Raw genomic sequence first — 19862 nt, forward strand, 5'->3', positions numbered from 1 at the left:
TTGAGATATTGATATTATGATAATTCCGGTTCTAACTTTTTGATATCATGCCCGTCTTTAGCATCGTCCGGATGTTTTTCAACAGGTGCCCCGCTAACTTTTTCCTGCAGGTGCTGGAATATGATGAACAGGACCGGTATAATGAACAAGCCTAATAACACACCGGATACCATGCCGCCGGCTGCGCCGATACTGATAGAATGGTTACCCTGCGCAGATGGCCCTGTAGCAATACTCATCGGAAACAATCCGGCCACGAACGCAACCGAGGTCATGATGATCGGGCGGAGCCTGAGTTTCGCTGCTTCTATCGCTGCTGAAACCAGCGACTGCCCGGCCTTTCTTCGCTGAACGGCAAACTCCACGATCAGGATCGCATTCTTAGCGAGCAAACCAACCAGCATGATCAGGGCGACCTGTACATAGATGCTGTTGGAAATACCCGTTAACCCGATGGCCACGAAAACACCGAATATTCCGGCAGGTAACGATAAGATTACCGCCAATGGAAGGATATAACTTTCGTATTGCGCTGCCAGCAAGAAGTAGACAAACACCAGACATAAGATAAAGACAAGTGTTGATTGCCCCCCGGATGCGATCTCTTCACGCGTTTGACCGGAGAATTCGTAGGAATAGCCTTCCGGCAGTTGCTTTGCAGCTACTTCCTCAACCGCTTTGATAGCAGCACCGGAACTGAACCCGGTCTTCGGTATGGCGTTGACCGAGATCGAATTAAACATGTTATATCTGGAAACCGTCTCTGATCCATATACACGGGTTAGTTTCACCAGCGTGTTCATTGGAACCATATCACCCATTTTGTTCTTAACAAAAACACGGTCTATGGATGACGGATCCGCCCGGTCAACAATATCCGCCTGCACCATCACGCGGTAATATTTACCAAAACGGTTAAAGTCTGATGCCTGGGCGCTGCCGAAATAAGCCTGCATCGTTTCCAGAATATCTTTTACGTTGACACCCAATTGACCTGCTTTGTCATCATCGATTTCCATCTGTAACTGTGGATAATCAGCTTTAAAACTGGTAAAGGCTACGCCAATTTCGGGGCGTTTCATTAATTCTGCGATAAACTGCTGGGAGATATTACTGAACTTATCCAGTTTACCACCTGTTCTATCCTGCAGCACCAGGTCTAATGCTTCCACGCTGCTGAAACCCGGAACTGTCGGGAAACTGAAAACGAACGCACCGGCGCCGGTAATGGCACTCATTTTACCTCTTGCCACATCCATAACCGCATCGAGGTTTCTTACTTTACCCCGCTCTTTGTTCGGCTTCAGTAAAATATAGATGATCCCTTTGGACGGGCTCATGGAGTTGGTCAATACGTCAAAACCGGAAATGGCGGTCACAAAGCGCACAGCATCCATTTTCTTTAAGCTGATCTCTGCTTCTTTCATTACCTTTTGCGTACCGTCCAGTGTGGTACCGGATGGTGTATTCACAGCAATAGCGATGAATCCCTGATCTTCGGTGGGTATAAATGCGGACGGCGTAAATTTAATCAATACCACCGTAGCCACCGTTACCAGTGCTAAACCAGCCATGCTGAGCCATTTATGATTGATCAGGAATTTTAAGCCGCCTATATAACGATTGGTTATGGCGTTAAAACTGCTGTTGAACCCAATGAAGAACTTTTCTTTAAAGCTTCTGTTGACAGGTGTTCCTTCTACATGATCGTGCGAATGGACATCTTTCAGGAACAATGCAGCTAATGCCGGGCTTAAAGTTAAAGCATTCACTGCCGAAATGACGATTGCTATGGCCATGGTAAAGGCAAACTGGCGGTAGAACAGGCCGGTTGAACCTTCCATAGAACCCACCGGCACGAACACGGCTGCCATCACCAACGTGATAGAGATGATCGCACCGGAAATTTCATGCATGGCTTCATGGGTAGCCGCTTTCGCCCCCAGGCCTTTATGCTCCATCTTGGCATGGACCGCCTCGACAACCACGATCGCATCATCCACTACGATACCGATGGCCAGGATCAGGGCAAACAGGGTCAGTAAGTTGATCGAGAAACCAAAGATATGCATGAAAAAGAATGTGCCCAATATCGCCACGGGGACAGCAATAGCCGGGATCAATGTCGACCGGAAATCCTGCAGGAACAGGAATACCACGATGAATACCAAAACAAATGCTTCTATCAGTGTGTCTTTAACCTGGTCAATTGATTCATCCAAAGCTATTTTAGTACTAAAAAAGATCTGGTGTTTGATCCCTGCCGGAAAGCTTTTCGAGGCCTTTTCCATCGCTTTTCTTACCGCGATCTGCGTCTCATTTGCGTTGGCACCTGATAACTGAAGGATACCGAGGACCACACCTTTTTTACCGCTTAAACGCGTTAAGCTGTTGTAAGAAAAAGTACCTAATTCCACTCTCGCCACATCTTTTAAGCGAAGTACTGATCCGTCGGCATTGGATCTGATCGCAATATTCTCATATTCTTCCGGCTTGGTTAACTTACCTTTGTATTTGATCACATATTCGAATATCTCCTCACTGTGCTGACCGAATTTACCCGGCGCGGCTTCCAGACTTTTATCCTGGATGGCTCGTGTCACTTCGTCGGGAGTGACCTGGTGGGCCGACATTTGTGAAGGGTTTAACCATACCCGCATAGAATAATCCTTGGACCCGCCGTATATGCTTGCCTGGCCCACGCCCGGAATACGTTTTAATTCAGGGAGGATGTTGATCTCTGCATAATTGCCCACAAAGGTCTGGTCATATTTTGATTCATCCTCCGTATACAGGCCGATACCCATCATGAAGGTAACGTGTTGCTTGGAAGTGGTGATCCCTTGCTGGATAACTTCAGCGGGTAAATGACTTAATGCCTGTGATACCCGGTTTTGTACGTTGATCGCTGCCTGGTCCGGGTTAGTGCCCAGTTTGAAGTAAACGGCAATCGATAAGGTACCATCATTACTGGCAGTTGAATTCATATAGGTCATATCTTCAACACCGTTGATGGATTCCTCCAGCGATGGTGCTACGGAACGCAACACGGTTTCTGCATTCGCGCCCGGATAAAGAGCACTTACCACTACAGAGGGCGGTGCAATATCGGGGAACTGTTGTATGGGCAACTTGATCAAACTGATCACACCCAATATCACCAGTATGATGGAGATCACTGTCGCCAATACTGGTCTTTGTATAAATACTTTGAACATGGTCGTAAAACTTAGTTTTTGTTAATTAATTGGGCTGTTTTATCCGCGGCTTTGTCCGGGTGGATCTCCTGCCCGTCCTGCAGGCGGTCAAAACCACTCAGTACGATCTGGTCGCCCGACTTTACACCATCTTTAATGAGGTATTTGTCGCCGCTTTTGCCAATGACCGAGATCTGCGTTTTGGCTACTTTGTTATCTTTGCCGACTGCAAAAACAAATACCTTATCCTGTATCTCTACGGTGGCAGATTGGGGTACCAGGATGGCATCGTCATGTTGGAGGCCCAGCCTGATCTTACCGGTATTACCCGAGCGTAAAATGCCGCTGGCATTTGGAAAGCTGGCTCGTAAAGTGATCGCTCCGGTGTTTTTATCGAACTGACCATCGATCATATCAATTTTACCTTTAACCGGATAGGCGGACTGATCAGCCAGAACCAGTTCAACCGGCGGTAAATGTTTGATCCTGTCAGCAGGCGTTTTGCCTGGGTAATGCAGGTTGAAACTGTTAAAATCATTTTCTGCCAAAGCGAAGTAAACATGCACCTCGTGGATATCAGACAGCTGCGTTAAGGCGATCTGGTCAGCAGGGGAAACTAAGCTTCCCTGTTTCTTGGGAATGCGGCCGATATAACCGCTTACGGTTGCTTTAACATTGGTATAGCTTAAATTGATCTGGGCCGACGCAACATTTGCCCTGGCCTGTTCTGCATTCGACCGGGCGATCTGAAGCGTGGTCTTTGCGGTTTTTAGCTGAAAATCTGAAACGACCTTATTCTCTACGAGCGGGGTGAGTTTATCCACTTCCAGTTGCGCGTTCAGGATTGCCGCTTCAGCAGCGTGCAAGCTTGCTTTGGCATTATTTAACGCCTCTTTAAAAGGCTGGGCATTGATTTGGAATAAGGTTTGCCCTGCAGAAACATAAGCGCCCTCGTTAACTAAAACACTTTGTAAATATCCGCTGACCTGTGGGCGGATATCAATATCTACCGCACCCTGAATGGATGCCGGGTATTCCTGGAAAGTAGTTTCGGAAGCACTGGCGATAGTGCCTACCGGCAATGACGGCGGCGGGGCCTGGGGTGTTTGCGGTGTTGATGAACAGCCGTATAATGCAATGGCGACAAGCGCTAAAATGATATTTTTCATTTGATTAATTTTTTAATGATGTTAATTGGAAGAATCAGTACTGCCTGATGGCAGACAATGAGTTAAATCGGTTAACGGCGAAAAATAAAAGAACACCGTTAACGAAGGGTCAAAAGCTAAGTTGCTTTTGCAATGGAATTGATGATATCGCTTATCGCGACTTTCAGTACCTGGTTATTCATTTCATCGGAATACCCTCTTTTTAAGATATTAATAGAAATTAGCCCGTGAACAACAGACCAGAAAGTGTAATATTTTAAGCAGATGACATCCGGGGAAGGGTTAGCCGAATTCATCAGGCTTAGAATTACTTCCCTGAACTGGTTAAGCGGATTCTTGGACTCCGGCAGTTCTTCGACCACACCACAGCAACAATTGATCTGGACGCCGAACATGAGCTGGTAGAGTTCCTGGTTCGCGAATGCGAAGTCCCAGTAGGCCAGCCACATCGCTTCCAGTTGACTTGCCGGAAGATCGTGCTTATTTCGGGCCGCCTGTATATCTTTTGACAGGATCAGGTAGCCGCGCCTGGTGAGCTCAAGCAATATGGCTTCTTTGTTATTGAAATATTCATAGATAACGGGCGGCGTATATTCAATTGCATCAGCAATTTTGCGCATGCTTAAAGACTGCCATCCTTCCTCGATCGCGATGCGCAGCGATGCATCCAGGATATTGATCCGGGTTTCATCTTTTAAGCGTTGAATTCTGTCTTTACTTGCCACTTTTGTGTTATTAAATTGTCTAACGGCGTTACGAAACGGGAACTTTGTTATTTGTGTTGATTTCCTTAAAGTATTTCGATTAGCCGGGAATAAGATCACTGCTCCCGGATCTGGCCGGAAACAGTGATCAGTAATAATTTTAGAAGATCAGGATGTTATACCCCTCATTTCTCAGGTTAAGGAAACTTGGAAGTCCTGGTGTTCCGGGTACTTCGTTATCACCCAACAGGTCGTAACCCGATACTTCGGTTCCGAATACAGCAACGCAGCCTTTGGAAAGCCCGTGAACATGATCCTTCACTTCCTTATAAAGCCCGTAAACCGGATGCTCAGGTTTCTCCAGTTGCTCAGGCCACCTGATGCCGGCACCCTGGAAAATAATTTTTACATCTTCACCAGCATGTTTGAATTCATATGCCGATGCCAAAGCGTTGAATACGCGTCCGAGTGCTTCTTCTGAACCAGCCTTGGGATCAGACAGAATTATGATAGCTGTTTTGCTCATATTATCTTTTGTATTTATTTACAATGCAAAGATGCCCTGCTATTCATTCGTCATGAATGGAGGATTCCTACTATCTAATGGATGATTTTTATAAAGCTGGCACCGGTGCGCTAACAGAAATGACCCGTATGACAGACCGGCTTTCATTGACCGGCCACATCATTTTTTGAAAATAAAAAGGCCTGCAAGTAGAATACTCGCAGGCCTTTCCATATGGTTTGACAGATACTAAGGCGACGGTGAAACAGACAATATCACCTTTCAGTGTGCATAAGATCAGCGTTTATAACTGACAATAGTTCACGGATCATTTTAGCCGTGGCGCCCCAGATCTTGTGGCCCTCTACTTCATAATGCGGTGTTAAAACCCGGTCACCAGGAATCAGGATTTCGCTGCATCCGACGCTGTTTGGCTCCAAAAAATGATCAATCCGGGTTTCAAAAACAGCTTTGACTTCTCTGGGATCGGGCAGGAATTCCGGCCTGTAATTGAGGTAGCCGATGACCGGAAGCACCAGAAAATCGCTTGGTGCGATATAGATCTCGGTGAGCGTTCCCAATATTGTTACGTCTGCTATCTTCAACCCGATCTCTTCCTGCGCCTCGCGGAGCGCGGTTTGGATCAGATCGCTGTCAGTCACTTCGTGCCTGCCGCCCGGAAATGCAACCTGCCCCGAATGAACGCCATCATAGGAATTCCGCAATATCAAAGGCAAATAGATCCCATCCCTGAAAGGATATAACAACATTAATACAGCGCTCTTCCGGGATCCCTCGTTAGGTTTGATACCAAGATATGCCGCGGATGTGGCTTCCATCATCTGGTGAGCCGCTTCACCGGGAAGCTGCTCTTTCAGGTTACAACTAAGCTTTTCTATAAATGAAGAGAATATTTTTTTTGCAGCCATATCAGGTATTTTAAAACGGTTCATTGCCGTAGTGAGAGTTAGCAGCCATTGATCACGGCGAGTTTGGAAAAACGATCGTCTGCCATCCCCGTAAGTGATTGATAAAGCGCTCGGGAAGTCCTCCCTGACGTAAATGTTCTGCCATCACCGGCATTTTTACGCTTTCGTATGCCGGGTTTGCCTTTACCTGAAGCGGAAAGTCCCGCTGAATAATTCCTGCCCGCGCGATCAGCACAAAATCGCAGCCTTCATCCAGCAACTCTCCGGCACGCCGGGCGGTCATGATCTTGCCGGCTACACCCAGGCGAACGCCCTTGCGGGGAAGCTCTGTAAAAAGACTGAGCATGCTTTTTCCCTTGAATTGTCCTTCGTGAACGACCTGGGCTGAATCCCATAAAGCCAGGTCCAGGTAGTCGATCAGTTCGCGATCAAAGATATAAGCGGTAACAGCACGCAGTTCTTCCAAAACCAGTCCATATCGCTCGATAGATAAGCGCCAGCCGATTTGAAAATCAGGGCCGCATTCCCGGCGGATGCCCTCGATGACCTCGATTGTCAGACGTGCACGGTTCTCCAGGCTTCCCCCGTACTTATCATTACGGTCATTCAAATAGGGTGACATAAATTCTGAAAGGATCCAACCAAAAGCTCCGTGTACGGCGACGCCATCGAACCCTGCGAGCTGGGCTCTCTTTGCGGCCGTGATAAAGCTGTCGCGGATCCGCTCCACCTCTTCGGTGGTGATCGCATCAACTCCAGGTACCGTGTCGCTCGAAGCGGGTGCAGGTATCCCTCCTAAGAGCGGGTTGGCACGGTGTCCGGCATGGTGTAATTGCACCGCGGACAAACCGCCGCCCACTCGTATGGTTGACGCTATCCTTGTCAGTCCCGGCAAATGTTCATCGCTGTGAATACCAAGCTGGCGGGCAAACGCAATGCCACTTGCTTCCACAGTAGTAGCACAGGTTTGGATCAGTGCATAACCGCTTTCTGCAAGCTGTTCGTACCATATATGGTCAAATTCGGATGCCGTGCCGTCGAATTCACTTTGTTGATTCGTAAGCGGTGCCAGCATGAAACGGTTTCGCATGGCCGGACCATGTAGCAGCGGCAGCGGCTTAAACAGATCAGATACAGCCATCTTGATTATATTTTACTTTATACATCATTTCTATTGTTTAGCTTTCACAAGTATCACCTGAACACGATCCCCCGTTACTTGGCAGCGGAACATGTTGACTGTTTAACCAATCGTCGACAACGATTTTCAGGCCGTCATAATCCTGAAATCCACGGGTGATGACTTTAATCTTTCCGTTATCGATGGTAAGCAGCGTCGGAAAGCCCTGAACGCCTAGCTGACGGCTAAATTGAAAGCCCTGATTTGTTTTTAGCTTCGTTTCTTCGGAGTGGAACCGCTCCAAAAAGACCGGCTTCTCAACGCCGATTTCTGCAGCCAGTTCTGCGAGTACCGCGCCATTGGTAATATCCTTTCCTTCTACGTAGAATGCTTTTTGCATCAGGCTCAGAAACACGAAGTCCTGATCAGGCAACAATTCCTTTATCACCATTAATGCACGGCTTGACGGTTCGGTATCATAGCGGAAGGTATCAGAGATGAACTTCATCGAGTGATCGAAAAACTGTCCGCTCCGCGCGTTTACATTGTTCCAGTGATAAGCCAGGAATTCCTTATATTCATCGTCAACAACTTGCTTGCTATAGGGCGAAAATCCGCCTGAAATGATCTCAAGGTCTATATCTTTGTAGTTCTCTTTCAATTTTTTTACGGCAGGACTAAAGCCATAGCACCACGAACACATTGGGTCTGTAAAATAATACATTTTCATAATTCCAACTTTTACTTCTGAATAGTTTTGTTTACTTAGCAAAGGTGCCGTGTCAATCCTTTTAATAGAATGGAGGATTTTTACTATCTGATGGAGGATTTTTTAGAAGTTGACAAGTCCGCGTTGACTTATAGCCGGGGGTGATGAAGGATGCTGACCAAGGTATTTGGCATAGGCATTCACACTATTAAATTTAATGTGGTGCTGATAAGACCGCCTTATGGTCTGAAAGGTAGCCTTATTCATTAAGAAATCACAGTACCGCTTCCTGAACTAGAACTTTTTGTTCAGCCGCGATCCGGTACATGTTATGGTTTTTTCCCTGACAGTTTCTTACGAATCCATCGTAGTGGAACGGGTAGAGATCAAGGAAGATTATTATACAGAACTGCTGGAGCAGCACCTGATCGGCTTTCTTACTTTACAGGCTGAATAGTCGTGATCAAACAAGGAGCGGGTGGATCTGCCAGCTTCATCTTTGATTTACTTATTCTTTATAATTTTTGATAGTGTCCTCGAAGCGCAATTTCGCTCTTTCGGGATTATCGATTATCTCCTTTATAATGAGTATCGATATGAGCACCGCGAATCCACCAGCAAGTTGTTTTGGCATTATCAAAACGTAACTTACTTTGCCGCTTTACTTCATGAAATATAGGGCGAGTTTAAGGGGACAATTTAAATTGCCTTATAATAAGTAAGACTTAGTTTTTGAATTGACCAAAATTTCCGCATAATCAAATTATTTAAGGCTTAATAATTACAATCGAGCCAAAGACAATTTCGCAACTTTACTGTTACATTCACATTGCTTGAAAATTTCTTATCAACTTTGAGCAAAAATTGCGTTATTAGACGTATGAGTGCGAAAAAATTCTGTTATCTCTTATTTTTTGCCGTGTTCATGCTGGCTGCAAAGCCATTTCTGGGCTTTCTTGCCGTTAAGAAAATCAAAGACGGTAAACCTATTGGCATTTGCATAAAGGCTTTCACAAAACGGAAGATAGAATATGTTCAAGATAGTGCCTTCGATGTTTCCGCCGTCCAAAAACGTTTAGCAAATCCACTGCTGCCGTTGACTATCCTATTCACATTCTTTATCAATGCTTTTTTTCCGTCGATTTTCGGGAAATTACGTCAAATCACGATCGGCTTTTTATCGACTATACATTTAAGTTTGTTCCCTCCGCTGCATCGTTATCTACTTTCAGGTATATTGATCATTTGATATAATATCTCCCCAATACTTCCGGGACATTCTAACCTAGCCAATGACTAGGCTATACTGATTTCTATTTCTTTATTTTTTTCTAACAAATTATCAGATGCACTATCTTAAAAGATATGGGTGCGTGGCAATATTGTGTTTCATTGCAATAAATGTCCATGCCCAGCAACGGGTTACGCTCAAATACCTGTTAAACAGAGTAGAGCAGAGAGCGCCGGCTTTAATCGCAGATTCAGCTTCAATTGCCGTCAGACAGGCGCAGGCGGTTGAGACCCGCAACAATTGGCTGCCTAATTTAAAATTGAATTACCAGGCTGATATTGGTACAAATAACAATACCGCCGGCCCTTATTTCGGCTTTGGACTAATACCCTCTAACTCGCGCGGGGTGCGTACGGAAAATAATACCTCCGCAGTTTTAACAAACCTCGGCATCGCTGCCCTGGATTGGGAAATTTATAATTTCGGCGCATATGCGGCACAAAATAAAGTAGCCGGATCTGATATTGCAGTTGAACAAAATCAGTTCCAGCAATCTAAATATAAACTTCAGGCCTACACCATTGGTAACTTCTTGCAGCTGCTTCGGTTGCAGGATTACATTTCTATACAATCGCGCAATATTGACCGTAACCAGCAGATCAGACGGTCTATTCAATCACTCGCTAAAAGCGGCATCAGGCCGGGTGTGGATACAAGTATTGCCGAAGCCGAACTTTCCAAAGCACGGCTGATTTATATCGAACTGGATAACCAGCTCAAACAGACACAGCTTCAATTAGCCGCCGTTAGCGGCTTGCCTTATCAGGCAATTGTTCCCGATACGGTTGCAGAAACCCGGTTGGCACAGGCAAATGTACCTGAAAGCATTGTTATGGATACAGCCAACCATCCCATTATCAACTATTACAAGTCCATTGTTGACAATAGCCGGCAAAGGGAGGAACTTGTTAAAAAGCAATATAATCCGAAGATATTGCTGGAAGCCGCTGCCTGGGGCCGCGGTTCCAGCGTCGATGCTAATGATCAGTTTAACAACTTGTCAAGCGGCTGGGGATTCAGCCGGAACAACTATCTGGTTGGCGTCGGTATCTCCTATAACCTGTTCGACCTGCGGCATAAGCAGCTAAAGCTTCGTACGCAAAAGGCAACGACAAACTACGCTATAAGGGAACTTGATGAACAAAAGTCCCTGCTTGCATTGGGCGTTAGTCAGGCTGATGTGGAACTGAATACAGCAAAACAGCGACTGATGGAAATTCCCAATCAATTAAAAGCGGCAAACGCAGGCTACCGTCAAAAATTGTCACTATATAAAAGCGGCTTAACAGATATTATCGAGTTAAATGCCGCCCTCAATATTTTATATCGGGCGGAGACAGATTACGCCCGGGCAAGGTTTGCATATGCCAGTGCTTTATTCCAAAAAGCGGTTACCGGTAACCAGGTCGGTTCCATCTTAAATCTTTTAAATTAAAAATTATGTCAATGGTCACCTCCGCGCTTAAACGGCCTATTACTGTGGTAGTTATTACCATGAGTTTAATGATCTTCGCCGTGCTCAGCGCTATCAATATACCCATAGATATTTTCCCGCAGCTTAACTTGCCTACTATCTATGTGATCGAATCTTACGGCGGTATGTCACCACAGCAAATGGAGGGCTTTTTCAGTACCCGGTTGCAGGATCAGTTCCTTTATGTGAATGGCATCAAAAATATTTCCACCAAAAATATTCAGGGCCTTACCATGCTGAAGATCAGCTTTTATGAAAGCACCAACATGGCCGAAGCCCAGGCGCAGGTAGCACTACAGGTTAACCGGGCCATGAAGTTCTTTCCGCCAGGGGCGCTGCCACCGCAGGTGGTCAGGTATGATGCATCATCGTTACCTGTTGGCCAGTTGGTATTATCCGCTCCGGGGCGCAGTCTCAAGGAAATATACGATATGGCCGCTACCCGAATCAGGCCAATGTTTGCATCGGTACCGGGGTTATCGGCACCGCCTCCATTCGGGGCCAACTCCCGGTCAATTACGGTTAGTGTAGATCCTGCTAAGATGCGCAGTTATGATCTTACCCCCGACCAGGTAGTGGAAGCGCTGGCTAAATTTAACGCTATGTCGCCATCAGGCAATCTCCGTATTGATAATACGATGTTTACCACGACCATCAATTCGCTGGTGCAAAAGTCGGAGGAATTTGGAGATATTCCCATTAAAACAAAGAACGGTGTATCGGTACTGGTTAAAGACGTTGCCCGTGTAGCGGATGCCTCTGACATTACCGTAGATTATGCCCTGATCAACGGTAAGCGGTCTGTTTATATTCCGATCGTGAAAACGGCAGACGCCTCAACTTGGTCAGTGGTTCAGGGGTTAAAGGCCAAACTGCCCGAAATGCAAAGCTTGCTGCCTGACGATATAAAGGTGTCCTATGAGTTTGACCAGTCAGTCTTCGTAATTAACGCGGTTAAAAGTTTGATGACAGAGGGCGGACTAGGCGCTTTACTGACCGGATTAATGGTATTGCTATTCTTGCGGGATTGGCGAAGCAGTCTGATCGTGGTGGTAACGATACCGGTGTCCATTCTTTTAGGTGTAATGCTCTTAGGGGCATTTGGTCAAACGATTAACATTATGACGTTAAGCGGATTGGCGCTGGCTATCGGGATTCTGGTCGATCAGGCGACAGTAACCATAGAGAATATTCACCAGCATCTGGAAATGGGAAAGTCAAAAAAGCAGGCTATATATGATGCCTGCGAAGAAATATCTTTTCCTTTATTGCTGATCCTGCTTTGTATCCTCGCGGTATTTGCGCCGTCATTCCTGATGAACGGCGTGCCCAAAGCGATGTTCCTGCCGCTGTCCATGTCTATTGGGTTAACGATGATCGTGTCCTATGTTCTCGCCCAAACGCTGGTGCCGATCTTAAGCAACTGGCTGATCAAGGCCGAACAATACCAGCATTACCATCATGGTGAATTGCATGCACATGCTGGGGAAGCATTAAACCGTAAAGAAGAAATACAGGTAAACAAACATCTGAAAGAAGAACAGGAACATCCGGAGGATAACGATTTCTTTGAAAAAGTAAAGATGCGTTTCATGGGTATTATCACCCGCTGGATGCCGAATAAAAAGCTGATCGTACCGGTTTACGTGGTTTTAGTAATCGTATTGGCCGGAATAGGATTTGCCATCATCGGTAAGGATATGATGCCGAAACTCAATAATGGCCAGTTTCTGATCCGTATCAAAGCGCCTGATGGTACCCGTTTGGAACGGACGGAAGATAAATTCAAACAGGTGTTAAGTATTATCGATAAAACTGTTGATCATCACATCGAGATCAGCTCCGGCTATGTGGGTATCATTCCCAGCAGCTATGGCAGCAGCAACCTATACATATTCAATACAGGTACCCATGAGGCCGTCTTGCAGGTCAAGCTCGACGAGAACTACAAAGTCAATATGGATGAGCTTAAAGATGCATTGCGTAAAAACATCGGCCATGCCATGCCTGATCTGCGCATCAATTTTGAGCCGATAGACATGACTGAAAAGATCATGAGCCAGGGTGCTGCCACGCCAATTGAAATAAGGGTGGCTGGTAAGGACATGGCCCAGATTGAAAACTATTCAAACAAAGCAGTCGCAAAATTGAAAAAGATCAGCTACCTGCGGGATGTTCAGATCGTGCAACCGTTAAAAATACCTGTGATCGCCATTAAGCTTGACAGGCAAAAGGTGTCACAGTTAGGGTTGAATGTGACCGATATTGCGCGTTCAGTTACCGCCAGTACATCTTCCAGCCGTTTTACTGAAAAAAACCAGTGGCTGGATGAAGACAAACAATATACTTACCAGGTACAGGTGCAAATACCGGAATACACCATGAATACGATGGATGAATTAAAGGAAATCCCTTTACTAAAAGGACAAAGCACGCCCACCCTGGCTGATGTGGCTGACTTTAAAATGACCTACGCACCGGGAGAATTTGACCGTGCCGGGCCAAGGAGATTTTTAACGGTCAGTGCTAATATTAATAAAATGGATTTGGGTACGGCAACGGCTGACGTGCAGAAGGCGATTAAAGAAATAGGCACACCGCCAAAAGGCCTGGTACCGGAATTAAAAGGCATGACCAGTTTATTAACGGAAACAATGGGCAGCTTACAAAGTGGATTAGGCTTTGCGATATTGGTGATCTTCCTGTTGCTGGCTGCGAATTACCAATCGTTTAAGCTATCGCTTGCGGTACTTTCTACAGTCCCGGCTGTAATTTTAGGATCCCTGACAGCATTGCTGATTACCGGTTCTACGCTTAACCTGCAATCTTATATGGGTATGATCATGTCAACCGGCGTGTCCGTAGCCAATGCGATCCTGATTGTAACCAATGGCGAGAAGCTGCGGTTAGAGTTCAAAGATGCGACCCGTGCTTCGATAACCAGCGCCGCAATACGTTTACGCCCGATCCTGATGACGAGTTTAGCCATGATAGCGGGCATGATTCCGATGGCCTCCGGCATGGGAGAAGCAGGTGAACAGACTGCACCTTTAGGCAGGGCGGTAATCGGCGGCCTGTTCGCCTCTACACTGGCTGCATTATTCATCTTGCCATTAGTGTTTGCTTGGGTTCAAGGTAAAACAACCTATGAATCACCATCCCTGATGCCTGAAGAATCAACAGATATTCAAACCTCAACACTATAAAAAACATGAAAACGAAATTGATCATATTAGCCTCGGCCGTAAGCTTTTTAGCCGCCTGTTCGGGCAATCAAAAGCCGGTTGACCTGACCGAAAATAAGTCATCGGCCAATAAAAAGTACGAAATCGGTAATATAACTGAAAAAGCCTTATCCAGTTATGCGCGTTTACCGGGCAAGTTTAAGCCGTTTAACGAAGTAAACCTGTTCCCTAAAGCTAACGGGTTTGTGAAACAGATCTTCGTTGACCGGGGTTCGCAGGTAAGCAAGGGACAGTTACTGTTAACACTTGAAGCGCCTGAAATGGAATCAGCTTTACAAGCAGCGAATTCCAGGTATCTCCAGGCACAGGAAACCGCGAATGCCAGTAAGGAAAAATATAACCGTTTAAAGCAGGCTGCTGCTGAACCCGGTTCGGTATCACCGCTTGATCTGGATAACGCGCTATCGCGGATGAAGTCCGACCTGGCCATCGCTAATTCTGAAAAATCAAACATGGAATCTGTGCGCACCATGCAGGGGTATTTACGCATTTATGCGCCATTTGATGGGGTGATCGTGCAGCGGAATGTTTCACCCGGTGCATTGGTTGCGCCGGGTAAAGCGACCGATCAGCCGATGCTAACCTTACTGGATACCCGCAAACTTCGTTTAGAGGTTGCCATACCGGAGAATTATGTTGACAAGGTTGATCTCAAACAAGCAGTTAAGTTCACCTTTAATGCTATGGCCGGTGTGGAGCATACTGCTAAAATAAGCCGATCGGCCAACGCTCTGACCAGTATGCGTTCAGAAGCTATCGAAATTGATGTGCTTAATAAAGACGGGCAGCTTAAGCCGGGAATGTATGGTGAGGCGAAGATCCCGATGTTATCAGGAGCGAACTCCTTACTGGTGCCGAATACCGCTATCGTCAGGTCTACCGAAAGGGAATATGTGATCGTCGTAAAAGATGGTAAAGCTAAGCTGGTAGATGTTAAAGAAGGCTTAGCGGGAAAAGAAGATACCGAGGTATTTGGTGCTTTAACAGCTAACGACCGGATCGTGCTGAACGCCGGAGACGATATTAAAGATGGTGACCCGATCCAATAACCACTTTACAGCAGCTGTTTAACAGCTGCTGTAATATTATTTACCTTATATGCAGTTTTTACTTTCTAAAAAGTTTCAAAGATTAACCAGGCTTTATCATACGATTATTGCCAGGGACTTGCCTGAACTTCCTTTCGATAACCTAATTGAAATACTGTTGGTGATCCATCAAAGGTTGACAAATAATACGCATACACAGTTTGCTGAAATACTCAATTTAGACAAATCACGTGTCAGCATACATGTGGAGTATCTCAATACGCATGGATTTACAAAAACTGAGATCAATCCGGAAGATCAGCGGCAACATTTGACCTTTCTGACACCCAAAGGCGAAGCGGCGGTAGCCAAAATTGAAGAAGTAATTGCCAGGGTGAATAAGGTAATCAACCAGGATTTGAGTTTGGTCCAGTTAAACATATTCTATACTGTTATTCGGCAGATGGAACATAACCTTTTAACAAATTTAGATTAATGCCAATCCAATGATTGCAAATGATTTACGCCGGATGAGCAAGCTTTATATCAAAGCGCTCGGTCAGTTTCTTCCGCCTCCTCATTCAGAGTTCATGGCGGAAACGATGCTTTTAGTTGCCTGTAGCAAAACACCGGTAACCGTTGAAAGACTTATCTATCATCTGGAAAACGACAAGCGGACGGTTATAAAATTGCTTGAGGAATTGGTTACTATCGGATATGTGTCCGTAATAAAAGTATCATCTGTTAAAAAAGACGATCAGATCGTTCTAACGGAAATCGGAAGGCAGCTACTGCCGCAAATTCAGGAAGCCATAACACTCACTGAACAACGGTTAAAAGGAAAATTTAAAGAGATTGACCTAAAAGCCTTTACTGACACCTTACTGCGGATGGAAAATAATTTAAAGCCCTACTAAAAACATTATTAAACCTGCACGGATAATTAAATTTCTAAAACATTGAATTGGAAAATATTCGATCATATTCATAAAAGCGATCAAATAATCAACTTTGCCGAATTAAAAGACAAACTATTGCAGGTAAACTCGTATCTATGCTTTCAGGCCGTAACAAGGAACATATTTTCATTGGAAATTATTCCATTTGTCTTCAAAACGAATACTGCCTTTTCGCCAGTTTAGATTAACCTAAGGCGGGTGACGCTAATGGCCCGTCGCTGTTTATAGTTACACTCCAACGACGAAAATTCAATTAGCCAATTAAATGGTTCGAAATTTATTCAGTCTCTGTTTCATCAAAGTGTGTTAATTCGCTCAGAACGCACATTTGCTCAATGAATTGATTCGAAATCTGGTCAGTCTGGGGAGCCACATCGGGCAAGCACGTTAAACGGTCGCTTGCCTAAAATAGAAATGGGGCGCTATCTGTAAAGGATGCACGTGGGCTGATTATTAATGCCTGATTAAAGGTTAGGCAAGTCGCGATTGTTAACACAAGGCAATTTGCGCCTTAAAGTTTGCTTGGTTTCGAATGGCTTGAAATGAGCTGGGCAGTTAGCTGCACCTAAACGCTGATCTTCAATTTGCTGACAAGGTCGTGAAAGTATGCCGGCGACCATATCTCCAGCTTTTTCGCGTCACTAATGAAACGGCTGATATCTGCTTTGACATAATCCATCCTAACGCTGTCGATCTTGTCTGCGAGCAGCCCGCGAAACTCTTCCTCGGTGATGGTTTCCTTTTTCCAGTCCCCGCTATCTTGCGCACGCAACAAGCGCCTTTTCAGGTGACGCAACAATCGCGCGCTGATCCCGGCCGAGAAGTACGGAATTCAAGCCGTAGGCATAATAAGGTAGTGGTAAATGCAGGTAAGTGAACAAACCTAGGGGCATGCGAAAATCACGGCTTGCTTTACTGGTCATCGAAATGGTAGAATAAACTCGCTCAGGTATCAGCCCGTAATGACTTAAAGCGGTATCCGCCGACAGATAACTAGGCCCGTAAAGGTGGTTGGCCAATAGCCCGTTTTCCGGCCGGCTGGCACCAATTGCCTTTCCGGGAATATATAATCCGCGCTTAACCGATTCTATCACGCCCTCTTCTTTCAACGCCTTGATCTTGTCATTCGGCCGCTTGTAATTCCTTAAAATGTTCGACAGCAACTAGTAAGTCAATGGCTGGCCGCTGCAATAGCTTCCTTCGGTTCCATATGTAAAATAATATAGATTATCGGTTTTAATCCGATTATCTAATGCCAAGTTTACAATATATGAATGTAAAAAACAACATGGATAATCGGATTAAAACCGATTATCCATGTGTAAATTTACAATATGCCTGTTGCTGAACATACTAATGTGCTTATTCAATAATTTTTATTCCATCATTGAATAAAAAAAAACAGCCGTCGCCGATCCGATTTTATTCAGTCTTTTGACAAGATAGCGGCATAGCATGTTATACTTATGCAATACTGTAAACAAATAGCTCACAACCAAAAGTTGTAAACGGATCTGGACCGTTTCTCAGTATCTAAAATTTATCGATAGTAAATTGCCAAAAAAAACGCTTCTGGCAGGGCAGTCCTGGTTTGCGATCATATTGTGCCGGTCCCGGTGCCTTGTTGCTGTTTTTGTCGATTGAGAGAAAAGGTAAATTCGGCAAGCGGTTCAAAAAGCATTATGTAATTGCTTTACCTGTAAAGCGAAAGTATAGCGGGTAACAATTTTTCTTCGGTCAGATAGGGAATTTCAATAGTTCTGTTTGATAAATTATCGGCGATATTTTGGATGATTAGTCTTTCAGCTGATGCTCGCTTCCTTAAAAGTGGGTCTTGCAAATTTGGTATGGCGGAAAGACATTGATTAATTACCCATGCATAAGGGACAATCCCGGCTCTTTTCAGATCATTTTGAAGCGCTTCAGCTTCTCTCATCGGCGTTCGTTCCGGTAAGGCGACCAGGAGTATTCTTGCAAAAAAATGGTCTTGCAGCATCATATAGGGCGTGGTGACCTTACTCGGATTTGCCACCATTTTTTTTAAGATTTCCTTATGATAACTGCCCGTTGTATCGAGCAGAAGCAGTGTATGGCCGGTTGGCGCGGTATCCATAACCACGAACTGCCGTTTTGCGCGCTGAATAGCTTTAGAAAATGCGTGAAATACAGCTACTTCTTCGGTGCAGGGCGACTGAAGGTCTTCAAGCAACAGTTTTTTACCCTCCTCATCCAAATGTTGCCCCTTTTGTTCGGCGATTTTATCGATGTAATTCTTCGTTTCAATTTTCGGGTCTATCCGTTCAATGCTTAAGTTTTCCGGAATGGCCGCCAATTGATCCATAAAGTCCCTGATATGTGCTGCCGGATCTGTTGTTGTTAAAAGGACGGTATGCCCGCGTTGGGCCAGCATCGTCGCAACGGCTGCCGCTACGATGGTTTTACCCACGCCTCCTTTTCCCATGGTCATAATTAAGCCGCTATGACGATTTCTTTCCAGTTGGTCTACTAATTCTGTCAAATCAGGCAGCGGCTGGTTAATTTCGTTTATTGCAAATTGCTCCTCCGCCGCGATCTTAGCCTGGAGGGCACTATTGAATACCGAGCGCAGCTTTTCCAGGCCCAGCACGTTATACGGCAGTAAGGGATAATTGGTAGCGGCTAAACGCTTTAATGTCTCTGGCATTTCCTGTAATTCTTTTTCCGCTATCTTTTCCATCTCCAGCGCAAAAGTGTCCGTTTGCTCCTTTGCCTGAAATATTCCGTTGATCAGTAAACCTTGATTGGCCATTCCCAAATCGATCAGTTCCTGGCTTGTTTTCCCGGCTTCTTTCAATGATGGCGTGTCGGGTCGCGTTACGAGGAAAAAAATAGTTTGCAAGGGGTCTCTCAAACTGGACACCACCTTTTTATATCTTTCCCTGCTGCTTTTCAAGGCTGATGCAGGCCCGATGCAGGAAGCCCCGCTCGGGTTATTCCCCAGGAAATCATCCCAGGCAGCGGGCAATTCCAGGAGACGGATGGTATGTCCGGTCGGTGCGGTATCAAAAATGACGGTATCAAATATTTCCGAAAGACCTTCCCCGGTTATAAAGCGTGAAAATTCGTCAAAAGAAGCGATCTCCGTAGTACAGGCGCCAGAGAGTCCTTCCCTTATCTTATTGATCATTTCCGTTGAAGCGCTTCCTTTAAGCGGATCTATCACCCGTTTACGGTAATCTTCCGCAGCGATTTCAGGATCGATATTGACCGTGAACAGGTTATTTAGATTTTGATGCGGAGTTATCTGATCGGTCACAGTGGTGCCTAACACATCTTCCAGATTGGATGCCGGATCTGTGCTGATCAAAAGTACCTTTTTTCCTTTATCTGCCCTGGCCACGGCGGTAGCACAAGCCAGCGTAGTTTTACCCACACCACCTTTTCCTGTAAAAAATAGAAATTTAGGTCCCTGAATAGCCATGTTAGCGTTTACTGGATTATTGAATAACTAAAATTACAGTAAACAGCATGAAAATACTGTGACCGTTAACGG

The 19862-nt window shown here is 45.4% G+C and carries 17 protein-coding genes; 7 read left to right on the forward strand and 10 right to left on the reverse strand.

The genetic code is table 11. The annotated features are described in order from the left end of the window. Nucleotides 1-14: 14 nt before the first annotated feature. The 7 genes from NPE20_RS14100 to NPE20_RS14130 all read right to left on the reverse strand — a co-directional run bounded on the left by NPE20_RS14100 (nucleotide 15) and on the right by NPE20_RS14130 (nucleotide 8354). Nucleotides 15-3218, reverse strand: a complete 3204-nt coding sequence (locus tag NPE20_RS14100; protein WP_256539307.1) for an efflux RND transporter permease subunit — start codon at nucleotides 3216-3218, stop codon at nucleotides 15-17. A gap of 11 nt (nucleotides 3219-3229) precedes the next feature. After that, nucleotides 3230-4366, reverse strand: a complete 1137-nt coding sequence (locus tag NPE20_RS14105) for an efflux RND transporter periplasmic adaptor subunit (RefSeq protein ID WP_256539308.1) — start codon at nucleotides 4364-4366, stop codon at nucleotides 3230-3232. A gap of 116 nt (nucleotides 4367-4482) precedes the next feature. After that, the gene (locus NPE20_RS14110; RefSeq protein WP_354003250.1) at nucleotides 4483-5190 is read right to left on the reverse strand and encodes a TetR/AcrR family transcriptional regulator; all 708 of its coding nucleotides are present in this window, start codon (nucleotides 5188-5190) and stop codon (nucleotides 4483-4485) included. 40 nt (nucleotides 5191-5230) lie between these two features. After that, a complete protein-coding gene (locus NPE20_RS14115; protein ID WP_256539309.1) occupies nucleotides 5231-5596 on the reverse strand; it encodes a DsrE family protein in 366 nt (121 codons plus the stop codon). A 254-nt stretch (nucleotides 5597-5850) separates the two neighbouring features. Beyond that, nucleotides 5851-6528, reverse strand: a complete 678-nt coding sequence (locus NPE20_RS14120) for an NUDIX hydrolase (protein ID WP_256539310.1) — start codon at nucleotides 6526-6528, stop codon at nucleotides 5851-5853. Between the two features lie 28 nt (nucleotides 6529-6556). Further along, nucleotides 6557-7645, reverse strand: coding sequence for an NADH:flavin oxidoreductase (locus NPE20_RS14125; RefSeq protein ID WP_256539311.1), 1089 nt, complete (start codon nucleotides 7643-7645; stop codon nucleotides 6557-6559). A gap of 37 nt (nucleotides 7646-7682) precedes the next feature. Next, nucleotides 7683-8354, reverse strand: coding sequence for a DsbA family protein (locus tag NPE20_RS14130; protein WP_354003251.1), 672 nt, complete (start codon nucleotides 8352-8354; stop codon nucleotides 7683-7685). Between the two features lie 310 nt (nucleotides 8355-8664). Between NPE20_RS14130 and NPE20_RS14135 the strand changes: the two genes are divergently transcribed. From NPE20_RS14135 to NPE20_RS14165, 7 genes are all read left to right on the forward strand, one after another. Beyond that, a complete protein-coding gene (locus NPE20_RS14135) occupies nucleotides 8665-8790 on the forward strand; it encodes a hypothetical protein (protein WP_256539312.1) in 126 nt (41 codons plus the stop codon). Nucleotides 8791-9213: 423 nt separating this feature from the next. Beyond that, nucleotides 9214-9582 (forward strand): hypothetical protein, encoded by a 369-nt coding sequence (locus tag NPE20_RS14140; RefSeq protein WP_256539313.1) that lies wholly within the window; start codon nucleotides 9214-9216, stop codon nucleotides 9580-9582. 124 nt (nucleotides 9583-9706) lie between these two features. Further along, nucleotides 9707-11059: a TolC family protein gene (locus NPE20_RS14145; protein WP_256539314.1), complete on the forward strand. Its 1353-nt coding sequence runs from the start codon at nucleotides 9707-9709 to the stop codon at nucleotides 11057-11059. A gap of 11 nt (nucleotides 11060-11070) precedes the next feature. Further along, nucleotides 11071-14304 carry an efflux RND transporter permease subunit gene (locus NPE20_RS14150; protein WP_354003252.1) on the forward strand — a complete coding sequence of 1078 codons (3234 nt, stop codon included), beginning with the start codon at nucleotides 11071-11073 and terminating at the stop codon, nucleotides 14302-14304. A 5-nt stretch (nucleotides 14305-14309) separates the two neighbouring features. Next, nucleotides 14310-15392, forward strand: coding sequence for an efflux RND transporter periplasmic adaptor subunit (locus NPE20_RS14155; protein ID WP_256539316.1), 1083 nt, complete (start codon nucleotides 14310-14312; stop codon nucleotides 15390-15392). A gap of 49 nt (nucleotides 15393-15441) precedes the next feature. Beyond that, on the forward strand, nucleotides 15442-15867 hold the full coding sequence (locus NPE20_RS14160; protein WP_256539317.1) for a MarR family winged helix-turn-helix transcriptional regulator: 426 nt from the start codon (nucleotides 15442-15444) through the stop codon (nucleotides 15865-15867). Between the two features lie 10 nt (nucleotides 15868-15877). Next, nucleotides 15878-16288 carry a winged helix DNA-binding protein gene (locus NPE20_RS14165; RefSeq protein ID WP_256539318.1) on the forward strand — a complete coding sequence of 137 codons (411 nt, stop codon included), beginning with the start codon at nucleotides 15878-15880 and terminating at the stop codon, nucleotides 16286-16288. A gap of 607 nt (nucleotides 16289-16895) precedes the next feature. Here NPE20_RS14165 and NPE20_RS14170 read toward each other — a convergent pair. The 3 genes from NPE20_RS14170 to arsA all read right to left on the reverse strand — a co-directional run bounded on the left by NPE20_RS14170 (nucleotide 16896) and on the right by arsA (nucleotide 19790). Then, nucleotides 16896-17102, reverse strand: coding sequence for a hypothetical protein (locus tag NPE20_RS14170; RefSeq protein ID WP_256539319.1), 207 nt, complete (start codon nucleotides 17100-17102; stop codon nucleotides 16896-16898). Continuing rightward, a complete protein-coding gene (locus tag NPE20_RS14175) occupies nucleotides 17086-17493 on the reverse strand; it encodes a type IV toxin-antitoxin system AbiEi family antitoxin domain-containing protein (RefSeq protein WP_256539320.1) in 408 nt (135 codons plus the stop codon). The genes NPE20_RS14170 and NPE20_RS14175 overlap by 17 nt, the downstream gene beginning before the upstream one ends. A gap of 530 nt (nucleotides 17494-18023) precedes the next feature. After that, a complete protein-coding gene (gene arsA / locus NPE20_RS14180; protein ID WP_256539321.1) occupies nucleotides 18024-19790 on the reverse strand; it encodes an arsenical pump-driving ATPase in 1767 nt (588 codons plus the stop codon). Between the last annotated feature and the right edge of the window lie 72 nt (nucleotides 19791-19862).

This window comes from Mucilaginibacter aquariorum (assembly GCF_024498135.1).
Lineage (GTDB): Bacteria > Bacteroidota > Bacteroidia > Sphingobacteriales > Sphingobacteriaceae > Mucilaginibacter > Mucilaginibacter aquariorum.